Source organism: Bradyrhizobium sp. Mp19 (assembly GCF_029952935.1).
GTDB classification, from domain to species: Bacteria; Pseudomonadota; Alphaproteobacteria; order Rhizobiales; family Xanthobacteraceae; genus Bradyrhizobium; species Bradyrhizobium elkanii.
In genome coordinates this window covers 33,442-59,616 of the sequence record NZ_JASAUT010000020.1, presented here as the reverse complement: position 1 = coordinate 59,616, position 26,175 = coordinate 33,442, and the positions used below count along the sequence as shown (strand labels likewise).

General features: G+C 65.4%; 34 protein-coding genes. 17 read left to right on the top strand and 17 right to left on the bottom strand.

Translation table 11 applies throughout. The features are described from left to right. Window positions 1–102: 102 nt before the first annotated feature. The 3 genes from QJT82_RS22015 to QJT82_RS22005 form a co-directional block, all read right to left on the bottom strand. On the bottom strand, window positions 103–2,127 hold the full coding sequence (locus QJT82_RS22015) for a pyrroloquinoline quinone-dependent dehydrogenase (protein ID WP_028339843.1): 2,025 nt from the start codon (window positions 2,125–2,127) through the stop codon (window positions 103–105). Between the two features lie 72 nt (window positions 2,128–2,199). Continuing rightward, complete coding sequence (locus tag QJT82_RS22010) at window positions 2,200–3,639, bottom strand: caspase family protein (RefSeq protein WP_028339842.1); 1,440 nt, start codon at window positions 3,637–3,639, stop codon at window positions 2,200–2,202. Between the two features lie 129 nt (window positions 3,640–3,768). Beyond that, complete coding sequence (locus QJT82_RS22005) at window positions 3,769–3,996, bottom strand: hypothetical protein (protein ID WP_016848541.1); 228 nt, start codon at window positions 3,994–3,996, stop codon at window positions 3,769–3,771. Window positions 3,997–4,156: 160 nt separating this feature from the next. Between QJT82_RS22005 and QJT82_RS22000 the strand changes: the two genes are divergently transcribed. Both QJT82_RS22000 and QJT82_RS21995 read left to right on the top strand, forming a co-directional pair. Then, window positions 4,157–4,609 (top strand): hypothetical protein, encoded by a 453-nt coding sequence (locus QJT82_RS22000; protein WP_028339841.1) that lies wholly within the window; start codon window positions 4,157–4,159, stop codon window positions 4,607–4,609. Between the two features lie 172 nt (window positions 4,610–4,781). Next, window positions 4,782–5,966 (top strand): GNAT family N-acetyltransferase, encoded by a 1,185-nt coding sequence (locus QJT82_RS21995; RefSeq protein ID WP_028339840.1) that lies wholly within the window; start codon window positions 4,782–4,784, stop codon window positions 5,964–5,966. Window positions 5,967–6,243: 277 nt separating this feature from the next. Here the strand turns inward: QJT82_RS21995 and QJT82_RS21990 are convergent, their stop codons facing one another. The 3 genes from QJT82_RS21990 to QJT82_RS21980 form a co-directional block, all read right to left on the bottom strand. Continuing rightward, complete coding sequence (locus QJT82_RS21990; RefSeq protein ID WP_035631194.1) at window positions 6,244–6,882, bottom strand: NIPSNAP family protein; 639 nt, start codon at window positions 6,880–6,882, stop codon at window positions 6,244–6,246. Window positions 6,883–6,967: 85 nt separating this feature from the next. After that, complete coding sequence (locus tag QJT82_RS21985; RefSeq protein WP_028339838.1) at window positions 6,968–7,633, bottom strand: DsbA family oxidoreductase; 666 nt, start codon at window positions 7,631–7,633, stop codon at window positions 6,968–6,970. 62 nt (window positions 7,634–7,695) lie between these two features. Next, window positions 7,696–8,520, bottom strand: coding sequence for a helix-turn-helix transcriptional regulator (locus QJT82_RS21980; protein ID WP_028339837.1), 825 nt, complete (start codon window positions 8,518–8,520; stop codon window positions 7,696–7,698). 94 nt (window positions 8,521–8,614) lie between these two features. On the opposite strand from QJT82_RS21980, the gene QJT82_RS21975 reads away from it, so the two are divergent. Together QJT82_RS21975 and QJT82_RS21970 are read left to right on the top strand one after the other, a co-directional pair. Further along, window positions 8,615–8,839 (top strand): hypothetical protein, encoded by a 225-nt coding sequence (locus tag QJT82_RS21975; RefSeq protein WP_028339836.1) that lies wholly within the window; start codon window positions 8,615–8,617, stop codon window positions 8,837–8,839. Window positions 8,840–8,871: 32 nt separating this feature from the next. Continuing rightward, a complete protein-coding gene (locus QJT82_RS21970) occupies window positions 8,872–9,270 on the top strand; it encodes a hypothetical protein (protein WP_028339835.1) in 399 nt (132 codons plus the stop codon). 55 nt (window positions 9,271–9,325) lie between these two features. Here QJT82_RS21970 and QJT82_RS21965 read toward each other — a convergent pair whose 3' ends face one another. Both QJT82_RS21965 and QJT82_RS21960 read right to left on the bottom strand, forming a co-directional pair. Then, window positions 9,326–9,484 (bottom strand): hypothetical protein, encoded by a 159-nt coding sequence (locus QJT82_RS21965; protein WP_196238138.1) that lies wholly within the window; start codon window positions 9,482–9,484, stop codon window positions 9,326–9,328. Beyond that, complete coding sequence (locus QJT82_RS21960) at window positions 9,481–9,942, bottom strand: group III truncated hemoglobin (protein ID WP_028339834.1); 462 nt, start codon at window positions 9,940–9,942, stop codon at window positions 9,481–9,483. The genes QJT82_RS21965 and QJT82_RS21960 overlap by 4 nt, the downstream gene beginning before the upstream one ends. Window positions 9,943–10,023: 81 nt before the next feature. Between QJT82_RS21960 and QJT82_RS21955 the strand changes: the two genes are divergently transcribed. Then, window positions 10,024–10,458, top strand: a complete 435-nt coding sequence (locus tag QJT82_RS21955; RefSeq protein WP_028339833.1) for an Rrf2 family transcriptional regulator — start codon at window positions 10,024–10,026, stop codon at window positions 10,456–10,458. Continuing rightward, entirely contained in the window at window positions 10,455–10,745 is a 291-nt protein-coding gene (locus QJT82_RS21950) for a DUF6522 family protein (RefSeq protein WP_028339832.1), read from the top strand. Before QJT82_RS21955 ends, QJT82_RS21950 begins: the two co-directional genes overlap by 4 nt. Window positions 10,746–10,768: 23 nt before the next feature. Here QJT82_RS21950 and QJT82_RS21945 read toward each other — a convergent pair whose 3' ends face one another. Further along, on the bottom strand, window positions 10,769–11,440 hold the full coding sequence (locus tag QJT82_RS21945; protein ID WP_028339831.1) for an SET domain-containing protein: 672 nt from the start codon (window positions 11,438–11,440) through the stop codon (window positions 10,769–10,771). Between the two features lie 164 nt (window positions 11,441–11,604). On the opposite strand from QJT82_RS21945, the gene QJT82_RS21940 reads away from it, so the two are divergent. Further along, on the top strand, window positions 11,605–12,207 hold the full coding sequence (locus QJT82_RS21940) for a hypothetical protein (RefSeq protein ID WP_035631192.1): 603 nt from the start codon (window positions 11,605–11,607) through the stop codon (window positions 12,205–12,207). A gap of 17 nt (window positions 12,208–12,224) precedes the next feature. On the opposite strand, the gene QJT82_RS21935 is transcribed toward QJT82_RS21940, so the two are convergent. Further along, entirely contained in the window at window positions 12,225–12,950 is a 726-nt protein-coding gene (locus tag QJT82_RS21935; RefSeq protein ID WP_028339829.1) for a TetR/AcrR family transcriptional regulator, read from the bottom strand. Window positions 12,951–13,063: 113 nt separating this feature from the next. Here QJT82_RS21935 and QJT82_RS21930 point away from each other — a divergent pair, with 113 nt between their 5' ends. The 5 genes from QJT82_RS21930 (at window position 13,064) to QJT82_RS21910 (ending at window position 17,309) form a co-directional block, all read left to right on the top strand. After that, window positions 13,064–14,467, top strand: coding sequence for a carotenoid oxygenase family protein (locus QJT82_RS21930; RefSeq protein WP_028339828.1), 1,404 nt, complete (start codon window positions 13,064–13,066; stop codon window positions 14,465–14,467). A 270-nt stretch (window positions 14,468–14,737) separates the two neighbouring features. After that, a complete protein-coding gene (locus QJT82_RS21925; RefSeq protein ID WP_155258406.1) occupies window positions 14,738–15,325 on the top strand; it encodes a hypothetical protein in 588 nt (195 codons plus the stop codon). 49 nt (window positions 15,326–15,374) lie between these two features. Next, window positions 15,375–15,929 (top strand): septation protein IspZ, encoded by a 555-nt coding sequence (locus tag QJT82_RS21920; protein ID WP_028339826.1) that lies wholly within the window; start codon window positions 15,375–15,377, stop codon window positions 15,927–15,929. A 119-nt stretch (window positions 15,930–16,048) separates the two neighbouring features. Next, window positions 16,049–16,345: a hypothetical protein gene (locus QJT82_RS21915; protein ID WP_028337138.1), complete on the top strand. Its 297-nt coding sequence runs from the start codon at window positions 16,049–16,051 to the stop codon at window positions 16,343–16,345. A 19-nt stretch (window positions 16,346–16,364) separates the two neighbouring features. After that, window positions 16,365–17,309, top strand: a complete 945-nt coding sequence (locus tag QJT82_RS21910; protein ID WP_028339825.1) for a hypothetical protein — start codon at window positions 16,365–16,367, stop codon at window positions 17,307–17,309. Here QJT82_RS21910 and QJT82_RS21905 read toward each other — a convergent pair. Continuing rightward, entirely contained in the window at window positions 17,306–17,977 is a 672-nt protein-coding gene (locus tag QJT82_RS21905) for a DUF429 domain-containing protein (protein WP_028339824.1), read from the bottom strand. The two genes, QJT82_RS21910 and QJT82_RS21905, sit on opposite strands and share 4 nt — an antisense overlap. A 9-nt stretch (window positions 17,978–17,986) precedes the next feature. Beyond that, complete coding sequence (locus QJT82_RS21900; protein ID WP_028339823.1) at window positions 17,987–19,642, bottom strand: fumarate hydratase; 1,656 nt, start codon at window positions 19,640–19,642, stop codon at window positions 17,987–17,989. Window positions 19,643–19,873: 231 nt separating this feature from the next. Between QJT82_RS21900 and QJT82_RS21895 the strand changes: the two genes are divergently transcribed. Both QJT82_RS21895 and QJT82_RS21890 read left to right on the top strand, forming a co-directional pair. Then, window positions 19,874–20,191: a Kazal-type serine protease inhibitor family protein gene (locus tag QJT82_RS21895; RefSeq protein WP_028339822.1), complete on the top strand. Its 318-nt coding sequence runs from the start codon at window positions 19,874–19,876 to the stop codon at window positions 20,189–20,191. 102 nt (window positions 20,192–20,293) lie between these two features. Then, a complete protein-coding gene (locus QJT82_RS21890; protein ID WP_016844779.1) occupies window positions 20,294–20,755 on the top strand; it encodes a hypothetical protein in 462 nt (153 codons plus the stop codon). Here the strand turns inward: QJT82_RS21890 and QJT82_RS21885 are convergent, their stop codons facing one another. Together QJT82_RS21885 and QJT82_RS21880 are read right to left on the bottom strand one after the other, a co-directional pair. Then, a complete protein-coding gene (locus tag QJT82_RS21885) occupies window positions 20,756–21,196 on the bottom strand; it encodes an SRPBCC domain-containing protein (RefSeq protein ID WP_028339821.1) in 441 nt (146 codons plus the stop codon). After that, window positions 21,196–21,522, bottom strand: a complete 327-nt coding sequence (locus tag QJT82_RS21880) for a metalloregulator ArsR/SmtB family transcription factor (RefSeq protein ID WP_028339820.1) — start codon at window positions 21,520–21,522, stop codon at window positions 21,196–21,198. Before QJT82_RS21880 ends, QJT82_RS21885 begins: the two co-directional genes overlap by 1 nt. 146 nt (window positions 21,523–21,668) lie before the next feature. Between QJT82_RS21880 and QJT82_RS21875 the strand changes: the two genes are divergently transcribed. Continuing rightward, window positions 21,669–22,343, top strand: coding sequence for an isoprenylcysteine carboxylmethyltransferase family protein (locus tag QJT82_RS21875; protein ID WP_028339819.1), 675 nt, complete (start codon window positions 21,669–21,671; stop codon window positions 22,341–22,343). A gap of 9 nt (window positions 22,344–22,352) precedes the next feature. Next, window positions 22,353–22,712, top strand: a complete 360-nt coding sequence (locus QJT82_RS21870; protein WP_016844775.1) for a GFA family protein — start codon at window positions 22,353–22,355, stop codon at window positions 22,710–22,712. 101 nt (window positions 22,713–22,813) lie between these two features. On the opposite strand, the gene QJT82_RS21865 is transcribed toward QJT82_RS21870, so the two are convergent. After that, window positions 22,814–23,521 (bottom strand): glutathione S-transferase, encoded by a 708-nt coding sequence (locus QJT82_RS21865; protein ID WP_028339818.1) that lies wholly within the window; start codon window positions 23,519–23,521, stop codon window positions 22,814–22,816. A gap of 152 nt (window positions 23,522–23,673) precedes the next feature. Between QJT82_RS21865 and QJT82_RS21860 the strand changes: the two genes are divergently transcribed. Beyond that, window positions 23,674–24,078: a DUF3606 domain-containing protein gene (locus QJT82_RS21860; RefSeq protein ID WP_028339817.1), complete on the top strand. Its 405-nt coding sequence runs from the start codon at window positions 23,674–23,676 to the stop codon at window positions 24,076–24,078. Between the two features lie 120 nt (window positions 24,079–24,198). Here the strand turns inward: QJT82_RS21860 and QJT82_RS21855 are convergent, their stop codons facing one another. Both QJT82_RS21855 and QJT82_RS21850 read right to left on the bottom strand, forming a co-directional pair. Continuing rightward, window positions 24,199–24,876 carry a hypothetical protein gene (locus tag QJT82_RS21855; RefSeq protein WP_018272461.1) on the bottom strand — a complete coding sequence of 226 codons (678 nt, stop codon included), beginning with the start codon at window positions 24,874–24,876 and terminating at the stop codon, window positions 24,199–24,201. Window positions 24,877–25,027: 151 nt separating this feature from the next. Next, window positions 25,028–25,990, bottom strand: a complete 963-nt coding sequence (locus QJT82_RS21850) for a Tim44-like domain-containing protein (RefSeq protein ID WP_028339816.1) — start codon at window positions 25,988–25,990, stop codon at window positions 25,028–25,030. Between the last annotated feature and the right edge of the window lie 185 nt (window positions 25,991–26,175).

The window sequence follows — 26,175 nt, the reverse complement described above, 5'->3', positions numbered from 1 at the left end:
GCCCGACGTGTCAAGTTGCTTTTCGAACGCCGGCAGCCGCCGGCTACTTTGCATGGGGTTGTTTTCGATATTTTGGAGGCGCGCACCTGCAGCAGGGAGCACCTAAGCGGATCGCGAGCGACGGCTGTGCCGCCAGCGCCACAACAGCGCAATGAGGGCCACGAGCACGAGTCCGGCGGCCACAGCCTTGGCGGTGAACCGCCCGCCGGGCCAGTCGATCAGGCGCGACCACAACGATCCCCCCTCGCCCTGACGCGGCAGGCGAAAGGCCACCACGCTATCGCCGATCGATGTGCCGGCCTCGGAATGGCCGCCGGCGCCGATCGCGACGTACTGCTCGCCCTTCCAGAAATAGGTCATCGGATTGGCGACGCCGGGCACCGGAAGCCGGCCGAGCCACAATTGCTTTCCAGACCTGGCGTCGAATGCGCGCAGATAGGCATCCATCGCGCCGGTGAACACCAGTCCGCCCGCGGTGATCGCGACGCCGTTGACCAGCGGCGTGCCGGTATTGAGCGCGATGCCGAGCGGCGCGAGATCCTCGCTGGTGCCGACCGACGCATGCCACAGGATCTTGCCGGCCTTGAGATCGACCGCCACCGTCTCGCCCCATGGCGGCTTGTTGCAGGGCGACCCGACCGCCGACTTCGCCAGCGCCCGCGACATCGCGAACGGCGCCCCTTCCTGCTGGCCGAATTCATGACCCGGCGGCGGATTGAAGCCCTTGGCCTGGTCGCGCGGAATCAGTGTGACGATGTGCGCCGCATGACTGACATTGGCGTAAAGGATCTGATTGACCGGATCGAACGCCGCGCCGCCCCAGTTCACACCGCCGCCGGTCATCGGATAGATCACAGTGCCTTGCGTCGACGGCGGCGTGTAAAGGCCCTCATTGCGGGATTGCGCGAGCAGCGTCTCGCAGGCCGAGCTCCCGGTACCCGGCAGCAGGCCGGCGACATCATCGGTCGTCATCCGCTGCGTCAGCAACGGCGGCACATGGCTCGGGAACGGCTGCGTCGGCGACAGCCTCTCGCCCTCGGCTCCGTTCTGCGGCACCGCGCGCTCTTCCACCGGCCACACCGGCTTGCCGGTGTCGCGATCGAGCACGAACACAAAGCCCTGCTTGGTCGGCTGGATCACGACGTCGCGCTGACCATCGCCGGTGTCGATCCGCGCCAACGTTGGCTGCGCCGGCAGGTCGTAGTCCCATACGTCGTGATGCACGGTCTGGAATGCCCATGCGAGTTCGCCGGTCTCGATCCTCAGCGCGACGACGGAATTGGCGTGCTCGTCATCGCCGGGGCGCTTGCCGCCCCAGAAGTCCGGACTGGGCGATGTCGTCGGCAGGAACACCAGGCCGCGCTCCTCGTCCACCGACATCGGCGCCCAGACATTGCTGTGGCCGGCCTCGACGCCATTGTGCACGAGCGGATCGAAGCTCCAGCGCGGCTGGCCGGTCCGCGCATCGAAGGCGCGCACCGCGCCGAGCGGCGCGTCGACCCGCCGGTTGTCGCCGATCGCGGACCCGACCACGACCACGCCACGTCCCGTCACCGGCGCCGACGTGATCTGAAACTCGCCCGGCCATTCCAGCTTCATCCCAACGTCGATCTTGATCTCGCCAGCGTTGCCGAAATCGGCGCAGGGCTTGCCGGTTCTGGCATCGAGCGCGATCAGGCGCCTGTCGTTGGTGCCGGTGAAGATGCGTGACTTGCAGGCCGCGCCTTCCGCCGCACGTTCATCCGTCCAGTGCGCGACGCCGCGGCAGACAAAGCGATTGGCCGGCCGCTGCGCCATGCTGATCTTCGGATCGAAACGCCATTTCTGCGCACCGCTGCCGGGATCGAGCGCGATCACTTCGTTGAACGGCGTGCAGAGGATCAGGCTGGCCTCGACGAACAGCGGCGTCACCTCGAACTTGGTGCGCTTCATCACCTCGGGCGGGCGGGTATCGAGATCGCCGGTGCGGAATTCCCAGCCGCGCACCAGCGTGCCGACATTGTCTGATGTGATCTGCGTTAGCGGCGAGAAGCGCTGTCCGCCGCGGTCGCCGCCCCAATATTCCCAGGCGCGCGCCGGCTGAGCACACAGCAGCAGCGCGGCAAGCAGGCAAAGCAGCGACCGCATCGCGTCCTCCCCCAGGATGCGATCATCAGGCGCCGCATCTCATGCGGGGAAAGCCTTTACGCGATCGGCGCGTCAGTATCCACCCCGGCGATAGCCGCCGCCGTAGTTGCCGCGATAACCACCGCCGCCACCGATGCCGATCCCGATTCCGATCGGCGGTCCGGCAGGCTCATAGACCACGGTTGGAGGCGGACGGCGCACCACCACGACGTCGTCCTCGACCACAACGCGCGGCGGGCGCTTGCCCGCGCGCCGCGGCGGATCGGGATCGGCACGCTTTTTCACCGGCACGTTGGCCCTCTGCTGCAGCGGCTGTTGCGGCGGCGCGGCGTTGCAGGGACAGGTCGGCGCCGCCAGCGCGACGTTGGTCGCGGGCACACTGAGCGCGACGGCGGGTGCCGGATCGGGACGGTAGCGCAGCCGCTCGATCATCTTGCGCGCGGTCGCTGTCAGGTCGGTGTCAGGATATTGCGCGAGGAAGCCGCGATAGGCCGCCGCCGTGTTGGCGAGAACAGCACTATTCCACGCCATCATGCGGCGATGCCGGTCGAGCCAGTCGCGCGCCTGCAGGCCGCGCGGCGTGCCGGCGAAGATCGCGGCGAAGGCTTCATAGGATTCGTCGGTGCCGTCGACCACCATCAGCTCATTCGCGGCCTCGATCGGCTTGCCCTGCAATTCGCGCTTCCAGTCGTCGACGCTGCGTTTGGCCGCGGCCGGCGGCGGCGGCGCTGCGGGCGACGCCGCAGCACCCGCCATGAAACGGAAGTCGTCGGTGAGCGAGGACGAGTCCCACGGCGTCTGGCGGCCGTCGGTCGCCTTGTTCACCGCCAGGCGAACGCGTTTGAAGGTGTCCTCGATCGGGATGCCCGGCTCCTTGGCCGAGGCCAGCAACGCGGTCGTGTAGGGGCTGTTGGCGCCGCTGCCGTCTTCGGCTTCCGCGCCCGGCGAGGTCGAGAACGAGACAAACGTGCCGGGCGCGCCGACCTTGGCATCGACGATGGCGAGCCCGTGCCCCGCGGTCTTGCTGAGCTCCGGGAAAGGATTGTTGCGGCACGCATCGAGCAGCACGATGCGCATCCGGCTCGGCACCGAGGTCAAGGTATTCAGGATGTCGTTGAGCCGAACCGCCTGGATCGGGATATCGGCCTCGCGCTTCGGATCGACATCGACCGGCACCAGATAGTTTTCGCCGTCGATCTGCAGGCCATGTCCGGCATAGAACACCAGCGCCACGGTGTCGGCGCCCTTTGCCGCCACCTGGCCGGCAAAATCGCTCAGCCGTGCGCGCATCTCGTCCTGCGACAGGTCCGATGCGGCCGTGACTGCAAATCCGGCATCGGTCAGCATCTGCGACACAGCCCTGGCGTCGTTGGCCGGATTCGGCAGCGCGGGCACCGACTTGTAAGCCGACTGCCCGATCACCAGCGCCAGCCGGTTTTCCGCCGACGCCGGCACGGCGCCGAGCAGGATCGCTGCCGGAACGATCAGGCTGAGGAGCGAACGGCGAAGCATGGCGGCCTCCGACAATGACATCGAAGATGGGTCGGACGCCGTCAGGCCAAGGTTCATGCCGTGCGCCAATGTGCTGCCGACCGACGCCGGTTCGGATGTCGAATGGCCGCAGAGACCTCGCGAGCCCGGCTATTTCGGCTTCTTGGCCGGATCGGCTGCCGGCTTGGTGACGCCCCAGGGGTCGTATTTCTCCTTGGGCTCGGGGATCCGATCGAGCGCAGCCTTGTAGGCCTTCTCGTCGACCTTGGGCTTCTGCTCCGTCTTCGTATCGCCCCCACCGCCCCCTCGCCGGCCCTGGGCCAGCGTGGGTGTCGCGAGCAGCGCCAGAATGACGGCAGCAACCGTGAAGCGTTTCATGTCAGTCTGTCTCCCCCGCCGCCGCAGCAACATCCGGTAATACCTCTACCCCAACGATAACTTGTCGCTCGACATTTGTTGATCGACAAAGCGCCGCGCGATGCGAATTCAGCGCCACCAGGGGGGCGCAATCTTGGCGGTGGCACATTAAATTCGCTCAATGGGACAGGGACAAGTACATCTGGCGGCGCTGCTGGCCGGCGCCGCCTTCATATTGACTGGCTGCGGGCTGGCGGACAGCCACGCGGTGTGGCCGGAGGCCTTGAAGGTCAAGGCTACAGAGCCGGCCCCGCTCGAGACGCCTCCGGACGTCAAACGGCTGGTCGCGGGCAAGCTGGATTCGGTGTTCACGGCCGGTTCACAGCCGACCCATGTGCGGGTCTCCGCCCCGCTGCACGACCCGCGCGGCACCGGCTGGACCGCCTGCGTCCGCGCCGAGCTGACATCGGTGATCGGCAAGCCCCTGGGGACGCAGACCTATCGCGTCTTCATCAACGACGGCGCGATCTTCGATCGCCGGCAGGTGGAGGCCGACGACAATTGCGTGACGCAGAATTACGAACCGGTCGAGAGCACCGTTGCGGCGGAAGCGCAGCGGAGCGCCAAACCCTAGCGCTTGAGCCGGCGAGACGGCCAGGCCGGCGCGCACCGGGTATGCTGAACGGCCCGTTAACACGACCGCTCAACTTGCCTGATGGCCTCAACGGCATTTTCCATTTCTTTCCGCTAGCGTTGCCCTGACGAACGCAAGGCCAATCGGCCTCGCGGACTGGGGAAACAGGGACGTGGCCGATATTGCTGACCAGGCAATGATCCACCGTGCATCGCGCAGGGATGCCACGGACGATCGCACGTTGCCGCCGCTGTCGGCCGCGCCGCTCAATGCATGGCGTGCGCTTGCCGCGCGCGCGATCGAGGCCAATGGCTACTATCAGCCCGACTGGGAGTTGGCGGTCGATGCCTCCGCGCGCGGCCGCACCGGCGCGGCGCTGCTCAGTGCCGCAGGCGATGCCGGGCAATTGATCGGGCTGTTGCCGGTCGTTCCGATGCGGCGGATCTACCGCATCCCCCTGCCCGCGCTGGTCGGCGCCGAACCTTATGGCACGCTGTGCACGCCGCTGCTCGACCGCGACGCCGCCGAGGAAGCGGTGGGCAAGATGCTGCGGCAGGCGCGCAATGCGGGCGCGCATGCGCTGATCCTGCGCACCATGTCGCTCGAGGGCCCGGCCATGGCGGCGATCCGCGCGGTGCTGGCGCGAGACGGGTTGCAGCCGCGCGTGCTGAGCGCCTATCAGCGCGCCCAGCTGGATGCGACGCGCGATGCCGACGAATTGTTGCGCGACGCGCTCGGGCCTAAGAAGCTGAAGGAGTTGCGCCGTCAGCACCATCGCCTGTCCGACCACGGCGCGGTGCGCTTCGATGTCGCCCGCACGCCGCACGAGGTTGCGACGGCGCTCGAGACTTTCCTTGTCCTAGAAGCCGGTGGCTGGAAGGGCCAGCGCGGCACGGCGCTCAGCCAGCATGCCGGCGATGCGGCCTTCATCCGCCGCGCGACGTCGACGATGGCCGAAGCCGGCCGCTGCGAGATCATCACGCTGCATGCGGGCGACACGCCGGTCGCGGGCGGCATCGTGGTGCGCCACCAGGACCGAGCCTTCTTCTTCAAGATCGGCGTCGACGAGCGTTTTGCGAAACATTCGCCCGGCACGCAGCTGACGCTGGAGCTGACGCGCCATCTCTGCGCCGATCCCGCGATCAATTCGGCCGATTCCACGGCGGCGCCCGGCCACCCCATGATCGACCCGATCTGGCGCGGCCGCTTCGCGATCGGCGACGTCTTGCTGCCGCTGCGGCGCCGCGATCCGCTGGTGCCGGCCATTCACGCCGCGCTGACCCTGAACAAATTCGCCTACGAAGGCGCGCGCGGCGCCGTGCGCTTCATCCGTAGCCGGCGCGGCAAGCCCGGATAATGCGGTTTACCCTTTCGTAGGCATGCAGACACATCGGGAAACAACGGGCAGCCGCCGTCAGGTTGGTGTCAGCTGGCCCGACTAGCGTTGTGGCGCGCTGGTTCTCAGACGGCGCGCGCCCTTGCTTCGAAAGCCTCATCTGATGGAAACATCGGATGGGGCTTTTTGCCCGCGCTCTCGACGTCCCGACGCCAAACGAAAAGGCCGCCTCAACCGGCGGCCTCTCTGCCTTGCGCTCGGCGCATCATTGGGAAACGCGGCGCGACCAGCGCCTGCCTTACTGCAACGGCGAGTGCGGTGCCGGCAGCATGATGGTCGAGTGCATCTCCTCGAGCACCTGCGTGCCCTTGCTCAAAAATTCCAGCCAGGCCGGATCCTTCATCGCGTTGCCGCGTGCGGCGGCGCGGGCGTTGAGATCAGGATAGGCCCAGATGTGGCAGACCTCGTTGGGCTGCCCGGCTTCGGTGGTCCAGAGGCCGACGATCTTGGAGTATTTCTCGCGCTCGGGCATCACGCCGGTGATCAGATCGAGCCATTGCTTGGCGCCGCCGACCGGCTTGGCGCGATAGTTGCGGAATTCGTAGATGTTGCCCTTGGTCGCCGGCGCCACCGGCGGGATCACGGCATTGAGCAGCCGCACCTCCTGCCGCACCAGCAGCGGACGGATCACCGGAATATACTCGCCGGTCCAGCGCGGATTCTTGGCGAGCTCGGCGCGCAGCCGAGTCCGCTCGTTGAGATCGGCGTAGCTCCACATATGCATGACCTGATTGAGCGGACCGATCTCGGTGATCCAGTAGCCTTCCAGCTTGCCGAAATTGTCGGCGCGGATATCGCGCGAGATCGTGCTCGCGGCCTTCACCATCTCGCCGACGGCGCCTGGACGTACCGTGTAGGTGCGCAGCTCATAGATCATGATGGTCTCCCTGATTGTTTCCGATGGATGATGTGGGCAAACGAAAAAGCCCGGCATAAGCCGGGCTTTCGATGTGGATTGCGGACTACTGCGCCGCCTGCGCGTTGATCTCAGCCGAGACCTGGCGGATGGCGCGGGCGAGCTGCTCGGCCGGCTGGGCACCGGACACCGCGTATTTCTGCGCAAACACGAAGGTCGGCACGCCCGAAATCCCCTTCTCGGCGGCTTCCTGGGCCTGCGCCGAGACCAGGGCGACATCTTCGTCGGTAGCAAGGCGCTTGCGCACGTCGTCGGCATCGAGCCCGACGTCGCTTGCCGCCTGCACCAGCACGTTGCTGTCGGTGAGATCGCCGCCGTCGCGGAAATACAGCTCCATCAGCCGTTGCTTCATCTCAGCCGCCTTGCCCTTGGCCTCGGCCCAGTGGATCAGGCGATGGCAGTCGATCGTGTTGGGCTGCCGCTTGACGAGCTCGGGATGGTAGGTGAGCCCCTCCTCATTGGCGGCGGCGACCACGCGACCGGCAATGCCCTTGTAGGCATCGACCGAACCGAACTTGGCAGTGAGATATTCCTCGCGGCTGATGCCCTCGCGCGGCACCCAGTTGTTGAGGAAGAACGGCCGCCAATGCACCTCGACCGGCACATCGGGCACCAGCTTGAGCGCATCCTCGATGCGATGCTTGCCGATATAGCACCAGGGGCAAACGACGTCGGAGACGATGTCGAGGCGAAGCGGCTTCAGATCGCTCATGGCAGGGTTCCCGGCGGAAATGGAACCCCAAAGGTAGGCCGAAAGCGCTCCGAGACAAGCCGCTATTTCATACTGGCTGCCATCTGCCGCATCCGCTCGGCGGTCAGCTCATCGGCCGGGAAGAAGGTCTCCAGCGCCAATTCCTGCAGCGTGATGTCGACCGGCGTGCCGAACACCATGGTGGTCGAGATGAAGCTCAGGATCTCGCCATTGAGGCGGAGCTTGAAGGGAAGCGCGACGTTGTTGTCGGTGGTGATCGGGGCCGACCGCGCCGGGATCGGATAGGACTTCAGGTCCTGATAGAGCTTGAGCAGCTCCGGATCGGCCGTTGCCTCGCATTGCCGATGCAGCCGCTCCAGTAGATGCGCGGCCCATTCCGCGAGGTTCACGGTGCGCGGCGCGAGGCCCTCGGGGTGAAAGGCAAGCCGCAGGATGTTGAAGGGCTGGCCGAGCAGCCGCTGCGGCACGCCCTCGAGCAGCGGCGCCACCATGCGGTTGGCAGAGACCAGATTCCAGTGCCGGTCATAGGCCAGCGCCGGATTGGGCTCGTGCGCTTTCAGCACCAGGTTGATGGCCTCGCGCGCCGATTTCAGCGCAGGATCATCCAGCGAGCGTTGCGGGAATGCGGGCGCGAAACCCGCGGCGACCAGCAGCACGTTGCGTTCGCGTAGGGGCACGTCGAGGCGCTCCGCCAGTTTGAGGACCATGTCGCGCGACGGCGCCGAGCGGCCGGTCTCGACGAAGCTCAAATGCCGCGCCGAGATCTCGGCATCGACGGCAAGGTCGAGCTGGCTGAGATGACGGCGCTGCCGCCAATCGCGCAGGTGCTCGCCGATCAGGACGGGTTTGGCGGGCTCGGCCCGCGCCATGGATGCATGTGCGTTCATGGTGCAAAACCTACCATGCGAAATTCGCCCGTTCCATTACATGCGAGGTAATCGAATTGGCGCGCGGGCCGCGTCATCTTCCATGGCACAGGAGATGACCATGCTGATGCTGTCCCTTGTCCGCGCCTTCGCCGTCCTGCTCCCGTGGCTGATCCATCTGGCCACCTGGCTCGTCGCGCGCTCGCTCAACATGCCCCAGCCGCTCGTGCACGCGACCGGCGTGTTCGTGTTCGCGCAGGTCTATGCGGCCGAGATGAGGGTCGGCAAGGCGCTGTGTCCGCTCCGGCTGTGGCGTCAGCTGCAGTCGCTGTTCCGCTGACCATCCCCATCCCAACCCGAGGAGACACTGCCATGATCCACTCGTCCCAGCTGCTGCGCCGCGCTTTGCTTGCCGACGCCGTGTTCAGCGGCGTATCCGCCATAGCGATGGTGCTCGACGCCGGCGCGCTGGCATCACTGCTCGGCCTGCCGGAAGCGCTGCTGCGCGAGACCGGGCTGTTCCTGATCGCCTATACCGCGCTGGTCGGCTGGCTCGGCACGCGCATGTCGGTGTCGAAGCCGCTGGTGATGCTGGTGGTCGTCGGCAACGCGGCCTGGACGCTCGCCAGCATCGCGCTGCTGCTGTCGGGCGCGATATCGCCGACCCTCTTCGGGACCATCATGATCCTCGCCCAGGCGATCGCCACCGGCGTGTTCGCCGAGCTGCAATATATCGGGCTGCGCCGCAGCGGTGAGGCGGTCGCGGCGTAAACCGAATGCCAGACGTGACGACCGGCCGTCGCGGCAAACGCGGCGGCCGTTTCTGTCAGCTCAGCACCACCGCGACAATCATGCCGGCAAAGGTCAGCGCCACGCCGATGATCAGCATCGGCATGAGGCTGCTGCCGGACAACGGATCGGCCTGATCCTGATGAAACCATGCGCCGTCGATGGCGCGCGCGATCGCCTTCGCCCTGTTCCTCATTGCACTGCTCCTGCTTCGCTTCGCCTGTAACGCTCGCCGACCGCCAGCATCACGCCCTGCCCGCTGGCGACACCCATCTCGAGGCTCGAGGCGATGCGCCGCGCGCGATCGATGAAATGCGCCGCCGCCTCAGGCGGGCACAGCTCGGCTGCGGTCGCCTCGAACAGTTCGAGCCAGCGGTCGAAATGCGCGGCGTCGATCGGCAGCGGCATATGCTTGACCATCGGCGTGCCGTGATAGCGCCCGGTCATCAGCGCGACCGAGGACCAGAACGCGCACATCTGGGCCAGATGCGGCGCCCAATTGCTGATCCTGTTCTCGAACACCGGCCCGATCATCGGGTCCTTGCGGACCTCGGCGTAGAACGCATGCACCAGCTGCTCGATCATGGCCTCGGTGATCCCGGTCCGCGCGACGATCCCGGCGGTGATCTGCTCGCGGCGCTCTGCTCCTGTCATGGCTCACCCTAAATATGCATTTCAAATACCTATTTAGCCTGCTATAGCTGATCCGCCAAGTGCTGATTTCGAAGGGCTTCCATGCGCCTGACATCGTTCACGGATTTTGCGCTCCGCGCCCTGATGCGGCTGGCCGGCGAGCCGGACCGGTCGTTTGCCACCAGCGAGATCGCGGCCGAGTTCGACATTTCCCGCAACCACCTCGCCAAGGTGGTGCGCGATCTTGCCGAGGCCGGCTTCATTGCCACCCAGCGCGGCGCCGGCGGCGGCTTTTCGCTGGCGCGGCCGGCGGAGACCATCACCCTCGGCCAGGTGGTGCGCGCGCTGGAAGGCGGCAGCGCGCTGGTCGAATGTTTCAGGGATGATGGCGGAGACTGCCTGCTGCTGCCGCGCTGCCGGCTGAAGGCGAAGCTTGCCGCGGCGCGCGAGGCCTTCATGCGCGAGCTCGACGGGACGACGCTCGCCGAATGCGCCTACCTGCCGCGTCCCGTCCGCCATCCCGCGAGGGCATCATGACGACGATCACATTCGCGGACGGCGCGTTCGAGGTCGACGCCAATATCGTCGCCGAAGGCCTCGGCATCGCGGTTCCGCTGCTGCAGGCCGGGATGCGCTCGGGCGCAATCACGACGCGTTCGGAGCGCGGGCTCGACGCTGATCAGGGGCGCCATCGCCTCACATTCTTCTCGGGGAGCAAGCGTTTCCGTCTCGTCATCGACGAGCACGGCACGATCATCCAGCGCTCGACGCTGGATTTCGGCAATTCCCCGCTACCACGCGCGGCGCACCGGCCGAGCGGCTAGAGCGTTTTCGAGCGACGTGGGTATCAGGCGTTCAGCGCCCGAGCGGTGCCCCGCTTCGACGAGGCGGCCTTCTTGCCCGCCGTGTTGATCAGGCTGTGACCATTGAGGTGACTGCCGTTCAGCGTCGTTCCGTTGGCGAGCTTGCCGTTTGCTTTGGCAGCCTTCTTCGCCTTCCGCTGCCTGGCCCGCTCCTCGGCGAGCTTCTCGGCCTTGCGCTGTGCCTTCCGCTCGGCCCTTTCCTTCAGCCGCACCCGCTCCGCCCTCGCCTCCGCGCGCTTCTTCTTGCGCTTCTTCTCGCAGGCATCGCACTTGCAGCCGATCGGCTTCAGATAGGCTTTGAAATAGTCGGTTCCGTAGTCGTAATTGATTTCGTCGCCCGGCTCGATGTCCTTGATGGCGCGGATGAACACCTTGCGCTTGCGTGGGCGAACGTCGGATTCCGCGTTCGGCCTGCAGGCGTGGTTGATATAGCGGGCGACGTTCTCGCGGATCGAGCCGTCGATGGTCCAGCGGTTGGTGAGCTCGAACAGATATTTGTTCTCGATCGCGTCCTCATCCTTCTTCTTCGAGTCGAGCAACGGCCCGAAATAACGGATGATCTTGGTGCCTTTCTTGATCGGCTTGGTGGCGAAAAGGCCAAGACCGGTACGGGAACGGCCGACGCGATAGGGCTTGTTGGATGATATCGTGGACATGACGATCAAGGTTACGGCACGCAAGTGCACGCGACAGAAGTTGCGAAGCCGCCCTTCTAGGACGATTCCGCGCGCCTGTCAGGTGTTTCCCGCGTGTCTATTGAACCTTCCCCAGATTGCATATGTCAGACACAAAGTAACGTCCGGATCCCAGGTTTCCCCCGATGAAATACCTTGCTTTTGCAACGATCGTTATGGCGCTTGCCGGTGCAAATCCTGGTCAGGCCGGCGCCGAGACGATCAGCAGCAGCTACACATCGACCGCGCCGAAGGCCTGCCGCATGATCGGCAAGCCCAGCGAGGAGGACGGCAGCACCACGAGGGTCTGTCCGGGAAAATCCGGGCTCGTGGTGCTGATCAACGAGGGCGATCTGCGCGAAGTGGTCTCGGTGGGCCGAAACCGCGAGGCGGCAGCCAGGGAACCGGCGGCGCAGGCCTGGTTCGGCCCATTCAGCTCGACCGGCGATAAGGTCGAATGGCGTGCAGCCGGCGGCAAGCCGTTTGCGATCATCCAGCGCTGGCAGATCGCCGACAACAGCGAGCAGGACAAGCGCGGCGGCCCTGTCTCGCGGGCAATGCTCGCCGTGACCCGGCTGCCGCCGGGCGATGTCTGTCATGTCGCCTATGTCGACGTCGCGGCCAATCCCAACGCCAACGCGCTGGCGCGGCAGGCCGCCGACGATTTCGCCCGCGATTTCAAATGCGGCACGGACACGGTGAAGACGATCGGACAGAGCGGCCGGACCACGTCGCTTGTGAAGCGCTAGCCCACGGGCAGCACTGGTTATTGCCGCGCCGAGCGGCCCGCGGACAATCGCAGCATCGCGGTCAACAACATTTCCGCGGACGTGCCCTCGGGCGACCGATCCAGAATCGTCTTGAGGCGTCCGTCGAGCAGCAGCATGGTGAAACCATGCACCAGCGACCAGGCGGACGCGATCGCAGCGGCCTGGTCCAGCGTAAGCTGCTCCTTGGAAATCTGCTCATGCCGGCTGGCGCCGACGCCGCGGGTCAGCCCTGCGAACGAAGCCTCGGACGCCTCGTGCAGCGAGGGCCGCGAATGATCGAGCCGCTCACTGCGGAACATCAGCCCGTACATGCCGGGATGTGCCTGCGCATAGGCAACATAAGCCTTGGCGCTCGCCACGCCCTTCTCGGGCGTCGTGGCCGCCGAAGCGTCCGCAGCCGCCATCGCGAGGCCAAATTGCCGGAAACCGATCGCCGCGAGTTCGCTGAGCAAACCGGTGAGATCGCCGAAATGATGCGTCGGAGCGGCGTGCGACACGCCGGCCTCGCGCGCCACCGCACGCAATGTCAGTCCCGCCAATCCATCACGCTCGAGCACGCGCTCGGCGGCCTTCAACAGTGCCTCATGCAGATCGCCGTGATGATACGGCGTGTCGTTGGCGCGGCGCCGTGGGGCCGGACGAGCCGCCGCGGTCCGTGCAACCCGGCGGGTCGGGGCCCGTGCCGGGCGAGTCGCCTTGTTTTCTTTGGAGATTCTTGCCATCGGGCCCTTATATGTCGCAATTTTTACACTGTAAAGATTTTGCTTGACGATCGGCGGCGTCATCCCTACTGATATCTTTACGATGTAAAGATCATAATGCAGGGAGATGCGGAATGCTCGACCAGGTCACATCCAATGCGGCGCGCACCAATCTGGCGCCGATCCCATTCGAAGCCGACGCGCCATTCCTGAAGATCTCGGGCGAATTGCCGCGCGAGCTGAACGGCACGCTCTATCGCAACGGCCCCAATCCGCAATTCGAGGCGCCCGGTGCGCACTGGTTCGTCGGCGACGGCATGCTGCACGCCTTCCATCTCGAGAACGGCCGCGCCAGCTACCGCAACCGCTGGGTCCGCACGCCGAAATGGCAGGCCGAGCACGATGCCGGCCGCGCGCTGTTCGGCGGCTTCGGCCGCAAGATGCCGGATACGCCGGCGACGACCACGACCGACGGCGGCGTCGCCAACACCAACATCATCTTCCATGGCGGCCGGCTGCTCGCACTGGAGGAAGGCCATCTGCCGACCGAGATCGAGCCCGGCACGCTCAAACGCCTTGGCTATTGCGACTACAAGGGCGCGATCTCCGGCCCCTTCACCGCGCATCCCAAGATCGATCCGGTCACCGGCGAGATGGTGTTCTTCGGCTACAACGCCGCGGGCCCGCTGACGCCGGCACTGTCGTTCGGTGCGGTGAGCTCGTCCGGCGTGGTGACACGGTTCGAGCGTTTCGAGGCGCCCTATGCCAGCATGGTGCACGACTTCATCGTCACCGAAAACCATGTGCTGTTTCCGATCCTGCCGATCACCGGCAGCATGCAGCGCGCGATGCGCGGACAGGCGCCCTATGCCTGGGAGCCGGAGAAAGGCGCCTATGTCGGCGTCATGAAGCGCAGCGGTACGTCGAAGGACATCGTCTGGTTCCGTGCCGAGACCTGCTACGTCTTCCATGTCATGAACGCGTGGGAAGACGGCAATCGCATCATCGCCGACGTGATGCAGTTCGAGGAAGCGCCGCTGTTCAATCATCCCGACGGCTCGCCGACCGACCCGCGGAAGAACCGCGCGCGCTATTGCCGCTGGACCTTCGACCTCTCCGGCAACACCGACCGGTTCACGCAAACCTATCTCGACGACCTCACCGGCGAATTCCCCCGCGTCGACGATCGCCGCGCCGGGTTTGCCAGCAATCACGGCTGGTACGCCTGCGCCAACCCCGATCTGCCGATGTTCGGCGCGCTGTCGGGCATCGTGCATGTCGACGGCCATGGCAAGCGGCTTGGCCATTATCTGCTGCCCGCCGGCGATACGATCTCCGAGCCTGTCTTCGTCGAGCGCGGCGCTGACGCCGCGGAAGGCGACGGCTGGCTGCTCGCGGTGGTCTGGCGCGCCCGCGAAAACCGCAGCGACCTCGCTGTGTTCAACGCGCAAGATGTCGAAGCGGGCCCTACCGCGCTGGTCCATCTCGGCCACCGCGTGCCGGATGGATTCCACGGCAATTGGGTGGGGGCGGAGTAGCGAACGATCGCTCCGCATCAGAGCGCCAATCGTCATGCCCGGGCTTTGTCCCGGGCATCCACGTCTTTGTTCACCGGAAAGACTGTCATGGCCGGGACGAGCCCGGCGGTGACGATGCGGGACGGCGAGCGCCAAGTGCGAGAGCCACCTTTATGTTCTTGCCTAACCTTGATTTTTCCCAATCACCTCACGATTTTGACACTGTAAAGATTTCGCTTGACGCTTCCATTGCTCGCCTCTAGGGTATCTTTACGATGTAAAGATCAGCCGATGAGGCTCACCATGACGATCTTCCTGATCCTCGCTCCCTACGGCGCCTTCGCCATGCTGATGCTGGTGACCTCGGCCACGGTGAGCCTGCTCTGTGCCGCGCTAATCTGCCTTGCCGTGATCGCATTCGACATCGCTCGCGGCCGCAGCATCAAGATCCTCGGCGTCGGTTCGGTCGTCATATTCGCCGCGATCGGCTTCTACCTCACCTTCATCGACGCGACGCCGAGCAGCACCGCGGTGAAGATCGCGGTCGATGCCGGCATCCTGCTGGTGTCGCTCGGCTCGATCATGATCGGCCGTCCCTTCACGCGGCAATACGCGCTGGAGCAGGTCGATGCCGAGACCGCGAAGCTGCCCGGCTTCCACCACGCCAACTACCTGATCACCGGCGCATGGACCGTCGCGATGCTGCTCATGCTGATCGGCAACATTGCGGTGCTTTACGTCCCGGCACTGCCGCTGTGGACGGGCCTGTTGATCGCCTTCGCCGCACGCAATGCCGCGGTCGGCTTCACCCACTGGTATCCGCACCATCGCGCGGCCAAGGACGCGGCGCCGCCGGCCGGCGCGCTGCCTTCACGCTAGACGCAGCCATCATCACAACCATCATCCCGAGGAAACGGAAACCAAGACGATGAAGAGCGTATTTGCCAGGCTTGCGAGCGACTTCCTCTCCACCATCGTCTTCCTGGTGGTCTATTTCGCCACCGACAATGTGCTGATCGCCACCGGCGTCGCGATCGCGGGCGCGATTGCGCAAGTGGTCTATGCGCGCGTCAAGGGACAGGCGCTCGGCTACATGACCTGGGCGAGCCTTGGGCTGGTGATCGTGCTCGGCGGTGCGACGCTTTTCACCAACGATCCGCGCTTCGTGCTGGCGAAGCCCGCGATCGGCCACATCGCGATCGGCGCGATCATGCTCAAGCGCGGCTGGATGCTGCGCTATTTGCCGCCGATCGTGACCGAGACGATTCCGGAATACGCCACCCTCGCCGGCTACGCCTGGGCCGGGCTGATGTTCATCCTCGCCGCCGGCACCATTGCGATCGCGGCGACCGGCGACATAAAGCTGTGGGCGTTCTACGTGTCGGTGGTGCTGGTCGGCGCCAAGATCGCCGCCTTCGCGATCCAGTATGTCGCCTTCCGCTTCCTGGTCGGAAGCCGGCTGCGCGCCGCCGCCCGCGCCTGATCGCCGCAGCCGCGAACTAGGCGCGCGCGGCAAGATGGGCTATACCCGCGCACGCGTTTTCTTCACGCGAACCGGTAGCCATTTCGCTTGAAAGCGCTTTACCTGGAGGGGAGACATCAATGGCGGTGGACGGAAACTGGAATCTCACGATGACGACCCCGATGGGCGAGCGCAAGGCGACGCTATCGCTGGCAAGCTCGGGCGGCACGCTCACCGGCACGCAGGGCGCCGAGGGCAACTCCACCGAAATCTTCGACGGCACCGTGAACGGCGACGACGTCGCCTGGAAGGTTTCCATCACCAACCCGATGCCGCTGACGCTCGAATTCACCGGCAAGGTCTCCGGCGACGGCATTTCCGGCGAGATGGGCATCGGCCCGATGGGCAGCTTCCCGTTCACCGGCACGCGGGCGTAACCGCAGCAAGCGCACACGCATGCGCATCCTGACATCCGTTGCCGTCATGGCGTTATCAGCCGCGACGGCTTCCGCGCAGCAAGCAAGCGAAGCCGAACCGGCCTGGCGCGCGAGCGCGGTCGCGCTGGTGCCGGCCGGATATGTTGCGGGCACCTCTTCCAGCACGGATGCCGCCGGCACCACCGGCTATCTCGCGGTCTATGCCGCGAACGCAGACGACCCGAAGACGCCAGCAAGCGTCTTCGCGCCGCGTCAGATGATGGTCGTGACGCTCAGCAAGGATGGTACGCGCGCCCTGTCGGCCGAACTGAAGCCGCGCGGTCCCAGCGATATCGCGACCAAAAATGCCGACGGCGCGGACAATGATTTTGCCGCGCGCCAGACCGAACTTGACGCGAAGCGAAACACACTGCCCGGTGGCACCGAACCATGCGACCTCGGCGCCTGGTCGGAGGACAAGGACCTCGCAGGCCTCAACGTGCGCGCGGAGCCGTCGGCGAAGGCACGCTTGCTCGGCAAGCTGCCGCCGCCCTACCATCTCAAGATGGGAGGGGCCGAGAACACGCCGGAGGGCGGCTGGCTCACCGAGTTTCGTATCATCGGCTTCAAGGACGGCTGGTTTCTGATCGAGGGCGCGATGCCGCCGGGCAAGGCCTACGAGGATGACAAGCGCTATCCGCGCAACGCGCCAAAGCCTTATGCCGGGCGCGGATGGGTTGCCGCCAACAAGGTCGGCGCGAGCTACGCCAACGGCTACACCCGCATGGGCGGGCTGTTCCAGGCACCCTTCGTCGATGCCAAGTGGACGCCGGCGCTGCGCAAGCTCGGCGGTGAGTTCGATACCGACGACGGTCCGAAACGCATCCTCGCCTGCAGCGGGCACTGGGCGCTGGTGGAGAGCCATGACGGCGTGCGCGGCTGGTGGCGCAGCCTGTGCTCCAACCAGGTGACCAACTGCAGTTAGAACCAGATCTGCATCGGCAGACCGTACACGTCTCGCGGCGGCGCTTCGGGAACGCTTCCGCAAGGTTCGCGCGCAGCCAGCGCCACTGCACACGCATCCAGCACATCGTCGCGCTTCGCGCCTGTGCCGGTCCGCATCTCGGTGAGCCATCGATCGATCTCGCGAAAGCCCGATCGTTTCAGCAGCCTGCAGCGGAGCGCATCGCCCTCCTCCGACTTCTTGCGCGGCAAAGGCTCGCCGCGGTTCAGCCGCAGGAACACCAGTTCGGGATGCGCCTCGCGGATATCGCGCGTGGCGTTCGCGCGCACGAACGCGTCGACCTCCATGATCTTCTTGCCGAGATGCCAGAGCTGGCGCGACACGCGGGTCTGGCTGCGGCGCACCGCTTCCGCATTCGCGAGATCGGGATCGTCAAACTGCTGCCACAGCCAGCGCCGCGCGCCGGTGAAGACGCGCGAGGCGTGCGGGCGCAATCTCACGCGCGCAAGAAAGTCGCAATCGCGCTCGCCGTCATCGGTCAGACCGATCGGGATATCGATCCCGGCGCGATCGAACGGACGCGCCAGCGCGTCCACAATGTCACTGTGAAAGGAAACCGTGCGCCGGTCGCCGTCGATGGTGACGGCGACCCAGCCCTTGGAAAATCCGTCGAGGCCGACCGCAATCAACCCGGATCCTCAACCGAGATTCAATTCCTTGAAGAAGTCGTTGCCCTTGTCGTCGATGATGATGAAGGCCGGGAAGTCCACCACCTCGATGCGCCAGATCGCTTCCATGCCGAGCTCGGGATACTCGACCACCTCGACCTTCTTGATGCAGTGCTCGGCGAGGTTCGCCGCGGCGCCGCCGATCGAGCCGAGATAGAAGCCGCCGTGCTTCTTGCAGGCCTCGCGCACCGCGACCGCACGGTTGCCCTTCGCGACCATCACCATCGATCCGCCCGCGGCCTGGAACTGGTCGACGAAGGAATCCATGCGCCCCGCCGTGGTCGGGCCGAATGCGCCCGAGGCATAGCCATCGGGCGTCTTGGCGGGCCCCGCGTAGTAGACCGGATGGTTCTTGAAGTAATCCGGCAGCGGCTCACCCTTCTCCAGCCGCTCACGCAGCTTGGCGTGCGCGGAGTCGCGCGCGACGATCATCGTGCCGGTCATCGAGACGCGGGTCTTGATCGGATATTGCGACAGCGTCGCAAGGATCTCCTTCATCGGCTTGTTGAGGTCGATCTTGACGACCTCGCCGCCGAGCGACTGCTCGACCGCGGGCAGATACTGCGCCGGGTTGTGCTCGAGCTCCTCGAGATAGACGCCGTCCCTGGTGATCTTGCCGAGCACCTGGCGGTCCGCCGAACAGGAGACCCCTAACCCGATCGGCAGCGAGGCGCCGTGGCGCGGCATCCGGATCACGCGCACGTCGTGGCAGAAATATTTGCCGCCGAACTGCGCGCCCACCCCCAAGCTTTGCGTCATCTTGAGGATTTCCTGCTCCATCTCGAGATCGCGGAACGCATTGCCGTCGGCCGAGCCGTGGGTCGGCAGCGCGTCGAGATAGCGCGCCGAGGCAAGCTTCACGGTCTTCATGCAGAGCTCGGCCGAGGTGCCGCCGATCACGATCGCAAGGTGATAAGGGGGACACGCCGCGGTGCCCAGCGTCAGCACCTTCTCCTTCAGGAAGGCGAGCAGCCGGTCCTTGGTCAGCACCGACGGCGTCGCCTGGAACAGGAAGCTCTTGTTGGCCGAGCCGCCGCCCTTGGCCATGAACATGAACTTGTAGGCGTCGTCGCCCTCGGCGTAGATCTCGCACTGCGCCGGCATGTTGTTGGCGGTGTTCTTCTCCTCATACATCGACAAGGGAGCTACCTGCGAGTAGCGCAGATTGCGGCGCAGATAGGCATCGCGCGCGCCTTCGGACAGCGCGGCCTCGTCGTCACCGTCGGTGATGACGTTGCATCCCTTCTTGCCCATGATGATCGCGGTGCCGGTGTCCTGGCACATCGGCAGCACGCCGCCGGCCGCGATGTTGGCGTTCTTCAGGAAGTCGAAGGCGACGAACTTGTCGTTGTCGCTGGCTTCCTTGTCCTCGAGGATCGAGCGGAGCTGCTTCAGGTGGCCCGGCCGCAGATAGTGGTTGATGTCGCCGAAGGCGGCCTCGGAAAGTGCGCGCAGCGCTTCCCGCGACACCACGAGCATGTCCTTGCCCAACACCTTCTCGACCCGGACGCCATCGCTCGTGACCTTCTTGTAGGGCGTGGTGTCGGCACCAAGCGGGAACAGAGGCGTGTGCTTGTAGGGCGGAACGGGCTTCTGCTGGTCGGGGAAGGCTGAGGGGGCGTTCATGAGCTGCTCGTCGGTTTCGAAAGGCCGATGCCGGCCGCGAGGCCGCCGGCAATGTAGAGCCGTTCTAAGCCTTTTTCCGACAAAGGAAAGGGAAGCCGGCCGCCTTCCAGCCATGCGCGGGACCGGCAATCCACGTGCTATGTTTCATGGCATCGTAATCCCAGGTTGCCACAACGCCGGCAAGCCGCGAAACGGCCAGGGAAACCATCAGGAAACCATCAGGAGACCTTCATGAAGACAGCGCTCTTCATCTGGTTCGCGGCGCTGGCCTTGCTGATTGCGGTCCCGACCGGCGCCGATGCCGCCCGCCTCGGCAAGCCGTGCGGCGGCCTTGCCGGCCTGCAATGCAGCAGTCGCGGCCAGTTCTGCCAGTTCAAGCCCGGGACCTGCGGCCGCTTCGACCAGACCGGCACCTGCGCGTTCCGCCCGACGATCTGCAACAAGATCTTCAAGCCCGTCTGCGGCTGCGACGGCAAGACCTACGGCAATGATTGCGAGCGCCGGGCCGCCGGAGTTTCCAAGGCGCAGGACGGCAAGTGCTCGTCCTGACGCGGCCATATTGACGGGCTCCGCGTGAGCCTGCATGTAGCTTTGCGTATTTTCATACCGCGGGGGTATTTCGTGACAGCATCGTTGCGCCGACGCTTGCCTTTGAGCATCCGCTCCACTCTGCCGGCCGCGCTGATCGCGCTGGCGACGGTTTTCGTCGCAGCGCCTGCGCATGCCGATCCCTGCGTGGACATCGCCAAGCAGCTCGCCGGCCAGATCGACGGGCTGAAGGTCAATTTCAGCGCCGCCAACATCACCTACCTCACGCATCCGGCGGCAAAGGAATTGTCGCTCGGTTGCCGCGGCAAGGATTATTCGATCGAGCTCTACGCCAAGACCGATCGCAAGATGAAGCCGGAGTTCTTCAACCTGGTCGGCTCCGCCACGGCGCTGATCTTCACTGTGCCGAAGGACGACGCCGTCACCGGCACCTCGCGCTGCCTGAAGCGGATGGGCATCCTGCGCGGCAACACCATCACGATGCGCTATCGCCGCCTCAACCTCGAATGCACCCGCAACAAGACCGACGCCTCGATCACGGTTCGCCGCGGCAACAACGAGTGATCAGCCTTCGCTGGTGATGCGCGCGATGGCGTCGAGCACCCTGCCCCATCCCGGGCTCATCATGTCGAAGGCGAAGCGGTTGCCCGGCAGCACGAAGCCATCATGCACCATCCGCAGATGGGTGCCGCCTTCGACCGGCGTCAGCGTCCAGGTGACGATCGTATCGAGCTTCGAGCCGTATTCCGGATTGGTATCAGCGCCGCCCTTCCAGGAGTAGCGCAACAGACGCGGCGGATCGCAATCCAGCACCTCGCAATGCACGACACCGTCCCAGTCGCCCATCGGCTTGGTGTGGAAATTGAAGCGATGGCCAACGGCCGGCGCGAAATCGTTCGGCATCAGCCATTTCGCGATCCGATCGCTCGTCGTCAGCGTCCGCCAGATCTTCTCGGCCGCGTAGGGCAGCACCTTCTCGACCGTGATCGCGTGCGTCTCACCCATCACTCACTCTCCTTCAGCAGCCGTTCCAGGTTTGCGAAGCGCTCGGCCCAGAACGTCTCGTAGTGGCCGAGCCAGTCGATCAGCGGGCCGAGCCCCTTCGGCGCGATGCGATAATGGATATGCCGGCCCTCGCGCCGCTCGGCGACCAGCCCGGCATCGCGCAGCGCGCGCAGATGCTGCGACACCGCCGGCTGCGACACCTTTGAACCCTGCACCAGGCCGGTCGCGGCGATCTCGCCTTCCCGCGCAATCCGCTCAAACACCGCCCGCCGCGTCGGGTCCGCGAGGGTCTTCAACACATCGGTCAGCTGCGTGGCGGCTGGCATGAAAATATATAAGCAATTGCTTATATGATTGTCAATACAGTCGTGACGCAGGAACGTCCCGCCTGCTCCGAAAGTTGATCGCTGCGGTCGCATGTTTGCCGGGAAAAGGGTGCGATAATATCGACTGGAATCGCGCGGAGCCGCTCATGATCGCAAAGCTCCTTCTGCAGAATACCTTCTTCGTCATCGCCATGGCCGTGCTGCTGTTTGCCTTCGCAGGTACGCTGCACTGGCCCGGCGCATGGGCCTATCTGATCGCCTCGGCCGTGATCGGCCCGGCCTGCGGGCTGTGGCTCGCCAAGGTCGATCCCGGGCTGCTGGCCGAGCGCATGCGCCTCACCGCGCGTGAAGGTCAGCCCACCGAGGACAAGCGGTTCATGCTGGTGTTCCTGGTCGTTGCCGTGCTGTGGTTCGTCGCGATGGGGCTCGACCGGCGCTTTGACGGCGTCAATGACGGCGTGCCGCTGATCGTGCTCGGCCTTGCGCTGTACCTGTTGTCGACCGTGCTGATCCTCTGGGTGTTCCGCACCAACTCGTTCGCCGCGCCGGTCGTGAAGGTGCAGACCGAGCGCGACCATCACGTCATCTCGACCGGTCCCTACGCGCTGGTCCGCCATCCGATGTATACGAGCGTGATGCTGTTCTTCATCGGCGTGCCGCTGACGCTCGGCTCCTGGTGGGGCCTCGCCTTCGTGCCGGTGTTCTTCGTGATGTTTGCGATCCGCACCCGGATTGAGGAGCGCACGCTGGTGACGGGATTGTCAGGCTACGCCGATTATGCGGCACGGGTGCGCTACCGCCTCGTGCCCGGGCTGTGGTGAGGAATCATCATGGCGGAGAGCAAGACCTACACCGGCGGTTGCCATTGCGGACAGGTCCGCTTCGAATGCACCACCGATATGGCCATGGTGACGGCCTGCAACTGCTCGATCTGCACCAAGAAGGGCCTGCACTTCGTGTTCATGCCGCCGTCGAGCTTCCAGCTTCGCGCCGGCGCCGAGAACCTCAAGGAATATCTCTTCAACCGCCATGCGATCCGCCATCAGCTTTGCGTCGATTGCGGCGTCGACGTGTTCGCGCGCGGCAAGAAGCCCGATGGCACCGACATCGTGGCGCTGAATGTCAGCTGCATCGATGGCATCGATCTCTCAAAGATCGCGATGACGCCAGTGGATGGGCGGAGCCGGTAGCCTTGGACGCCGTCATTCCGGAGCACGCGGAGCGTGAACCCGGAATCCAGAGATTGTGGCGCGAGATTCCGGGTTCGCTTCGCGCCCCGGAATGACGGTGCCTACAAATCCAGCGCTTTGTAGCGCCGGAAAATCCCCTCTTCGTTGAAGGGAATCCGCCGCTCGCTGGCCAGATACGCCTTGATGTTCGGCCGCTCGGCGACGCGATCGCGCAGCGCGATCAGGCGCGGGATCTTCTTCTCGAACGCCGCCATCCGCTTCGGAAACGCATAGCGCAAACCTTCCACGATCTGGAACAGCGACAGGTCGGCATAGGTCAGCCGGCGGCCGGTGACGAACGCACCACGGTTGGCCTGCACGAGGTCCTCGAAATAGCCGAGATGTTTGGGCACCCGCGAATCCCAGAACTCCTCGGTGCGCTTCTTCGCCGGAGCCTTCTGGTCCTCGTAATACAGCGACGGCCCGAGCGGATGATGGGTGTCGTGGATCTCCACCACGAAGTCGGCGATCGTCAGCTGCAGCTGGTGCACCCAGAGCTTTCCGCCCTCCGCCTTCGGCGCCAGGCCGTGGCGCGCGCCGAGATAGAGCAGGATGTTGGCGGTCTGCCCGATCACGAGACTGCCGGCCTTGAGGAACGGCGGCGCGAAGGGCGGCGTGCCCTTGTGTGCCTCCATCATCTTCATCATGGCGCCCGTGCCGCCCTTGGCCCGCGCGACATCGGTGTAGCCAGCGCCCGCATCCTCGAGCGCGAGGCGGACATATTCGCCGCGGCCCTGGATCATCGGCCAGTAGTAAAGCTGATAGTGCATGCACTTACCTCCGAAAACTTCGCCGCATCGGTTCGCTTCAGCTCGATCGTAGCCGCGCCGCGGTCAGATCGTCCACCGCGCGCGGCCGCCTGTGCGAACCGCGCGGAGGCTGCTAAGGTTCCAACGTCGAATCTTCGATGAGGGATCATCTTATGGCGGATAGCAAGAAGAAGCGGGGCGCGGCAGATCGCGCTCTGATCGCGTTGAGCGAGTCCTACGAAGTTGCGTACTGGTCCAAGAAGTTCAAGGTCACGCCGGCGAAGCTGAAAGCTGCCGTCAAGAAGGTCGGGCATTCCGCCAAGAAGGTCGAAGCCCATTTCAAGGAGCAACGCCACAAGGCCGCCGACCGCGCGCGGATCGCGATCAGCGAGCCCTACGAGGTCCGCTACTGGTCGAAGAAGTTCAAGGTGACCCCTGCTCGGCTCAAGACCGCAGTCGCATCCGTCGGGCATTCCTCGAAGAAGGTCGAAGCCTACTTCGCGGCGAAGAAGAAAACCGCGAAGAAGAAGACCGCCAAGAAGACAGTTAAGAAGACCGTCAAGCGCAAGAAGAGCTGAGCGCGGCCGGACGATCCCGTCATTGCGAGGAGCGGAGCGACGAAGCAATCCATCGCTCCGCGCGTACGGCAGGATGGATTGCTTCGCTGCGCTCGCAATGACGGAGCAGATGCGCTCCCCTCAATTCGCCGCGAAGCAGTACAGCAGGCCATCGCCGCCGGTGCTCTTCAGGTCGGCCTGCGAGCAGCCGCCATCGGGACCACGCGAGGGATGCGACGTGTTCCAGGATTTGGACGGCTCGTCGTCGCGCAGGCCCTTGCGGTCGAAATGCCCGAGCATGGCGGCGCCTTGTGTGCTGCTTGTCCAGTTCTTGCAGGTGCGGTCCTCGCCGGCCGCAAATGCCGTACCGTCTGCCTGCGATCCCGTCAGCACGTCGTGGCGGTTCGGCGTGTCGCCGGCACCGTTGACGACCTCGCCCTTCTCGGACAGGGCGGTCTGCTTGGTGAGATTGTTGCCGGCGCTGTGCAGGTCGGCGACGTCCTTGGCGACCACGACGCCCTTTACATTCTTCCACGGTCCCTTGCCGATGCGATCGCGCGCATTCTCCGCTGCCTTGCCGTCGGCCGCCTGGGTCGAGAGATAGGCGCGCCAGGTCTTCGGCGCACCGAAGCCGGCGGCCTGCGCCAGCGTCTGGCAATGATTGTCGGCGCCGGCGAGCCCGCCGAGATTGCCGCCGTTGCCGATGCCGTTGCTGGTCAGGAAGAAGCTGGTGTCGGCGGTCTGCGCCGCCGCCGGCGGCGCGGCCACGACGACGAACGCAAGACAGGCCGGAACCGCGATCTGCGCAACGATCTTCATCTCAATCCTCCCGATGGTTGTTATGGTCCGCTGAGATCAACCCGCAGGCCCTCCGGATATTCCGGCGCCGCGACATGTGAATGAAGGCACAAAACAAAGGCGCCGCGGACCAGGCCGCGGCGCCTTGTATTCTGTCATCTCCGGCAACCGATCAGTTGGTCTGCTGGATCGCCGAAAGTTCCCAATTGCCGCCACGCTGGCGCACGAAGGTCCAGACCTCAGTGACCTCCTCCGGCTGCGTGCTGCCGCCGACCTGACGGCCGGTGCCGCGCTCGAGCACGGTGTCGACCAGCGAGTAGCGCATCGCGACCGTCGCATACTCGCTGTCGCCTTCGCGCCAGGCTTCCGCCAGATCGCCCTGCAGCAGCTTCACATTGGTCACCTTGTTGATGACGTTGCGCGCCTTGTTCTCCTCGAGATCCTTCGAGAAGTACGACACCATCTCCGGCGTCGCGAGCGTGTGCAGCTTCGCGATGTCCTCGTTCGACCACGCGGTCTGGATGTCGCCGAGCAGCCGTTCGAACGTCTCGTAGTCGCCAGGCGCGATCTCGACCGGCGCATTCGATCCGCCGCCGAGGCCGAAGCCGAAGCCCGAGCGGGCGTTCGCCTGCGGACCGGGGCCGACGTCGGGGCCACCGGCATAGGCGGCCGCCGGCGTGTTGCGGCGCTGCCACCACGACATCGCAAGGCGAACCACGAGCACGATCAGGCCGATCTGCAGCAAGAGGCCGAGCATCGACGACAGGCCGCCGAGACCCGAGAACAGCCCGCCGCCGAACAGCATGCCGAACAGGCCGGCGCCAAGGAAGCCCGCGGCCAGGCCGCCGAGCAGGCCGCGGCCCATTCCGCCGCGACCGAAGAGGCCGCCGGAGTTCGCCGCCGCCGGCGCGCCCATGTTCGGGCTACCAGGCTGGCTGAAGGTGCGGTTCATCGGCGCAACCGAGCCCGGCGCCGTGTTGGTCGAGGGCGGCGCGGAGAACGTCCGCGAGCCGCGCGAGCCGCCACCGCCAACGCGGGCGTCGGCCGCCGAAACGGTCATCATCACGGGCAGCGCCAGCGCCATCGCGACGGCGATCGCCCGAACAATTCCACGCGTGCGTTGCGAGAAATTCATGTTGGTTTCCTCGAAGGATTCCCCGGCATGGGGAAACGCCCCTAAGATGGGCAGGGCCGGTTAAAAGTGAAGCGGGAAACGGGAACCGCGGCTGCGGCCCTCGGTCGCGGAGATGTGACACTATGGTCCTTGTGGATGCGACGGCGCGTCCTACCCCGAGATGCGGCCGAGGTTCAACCGGAACA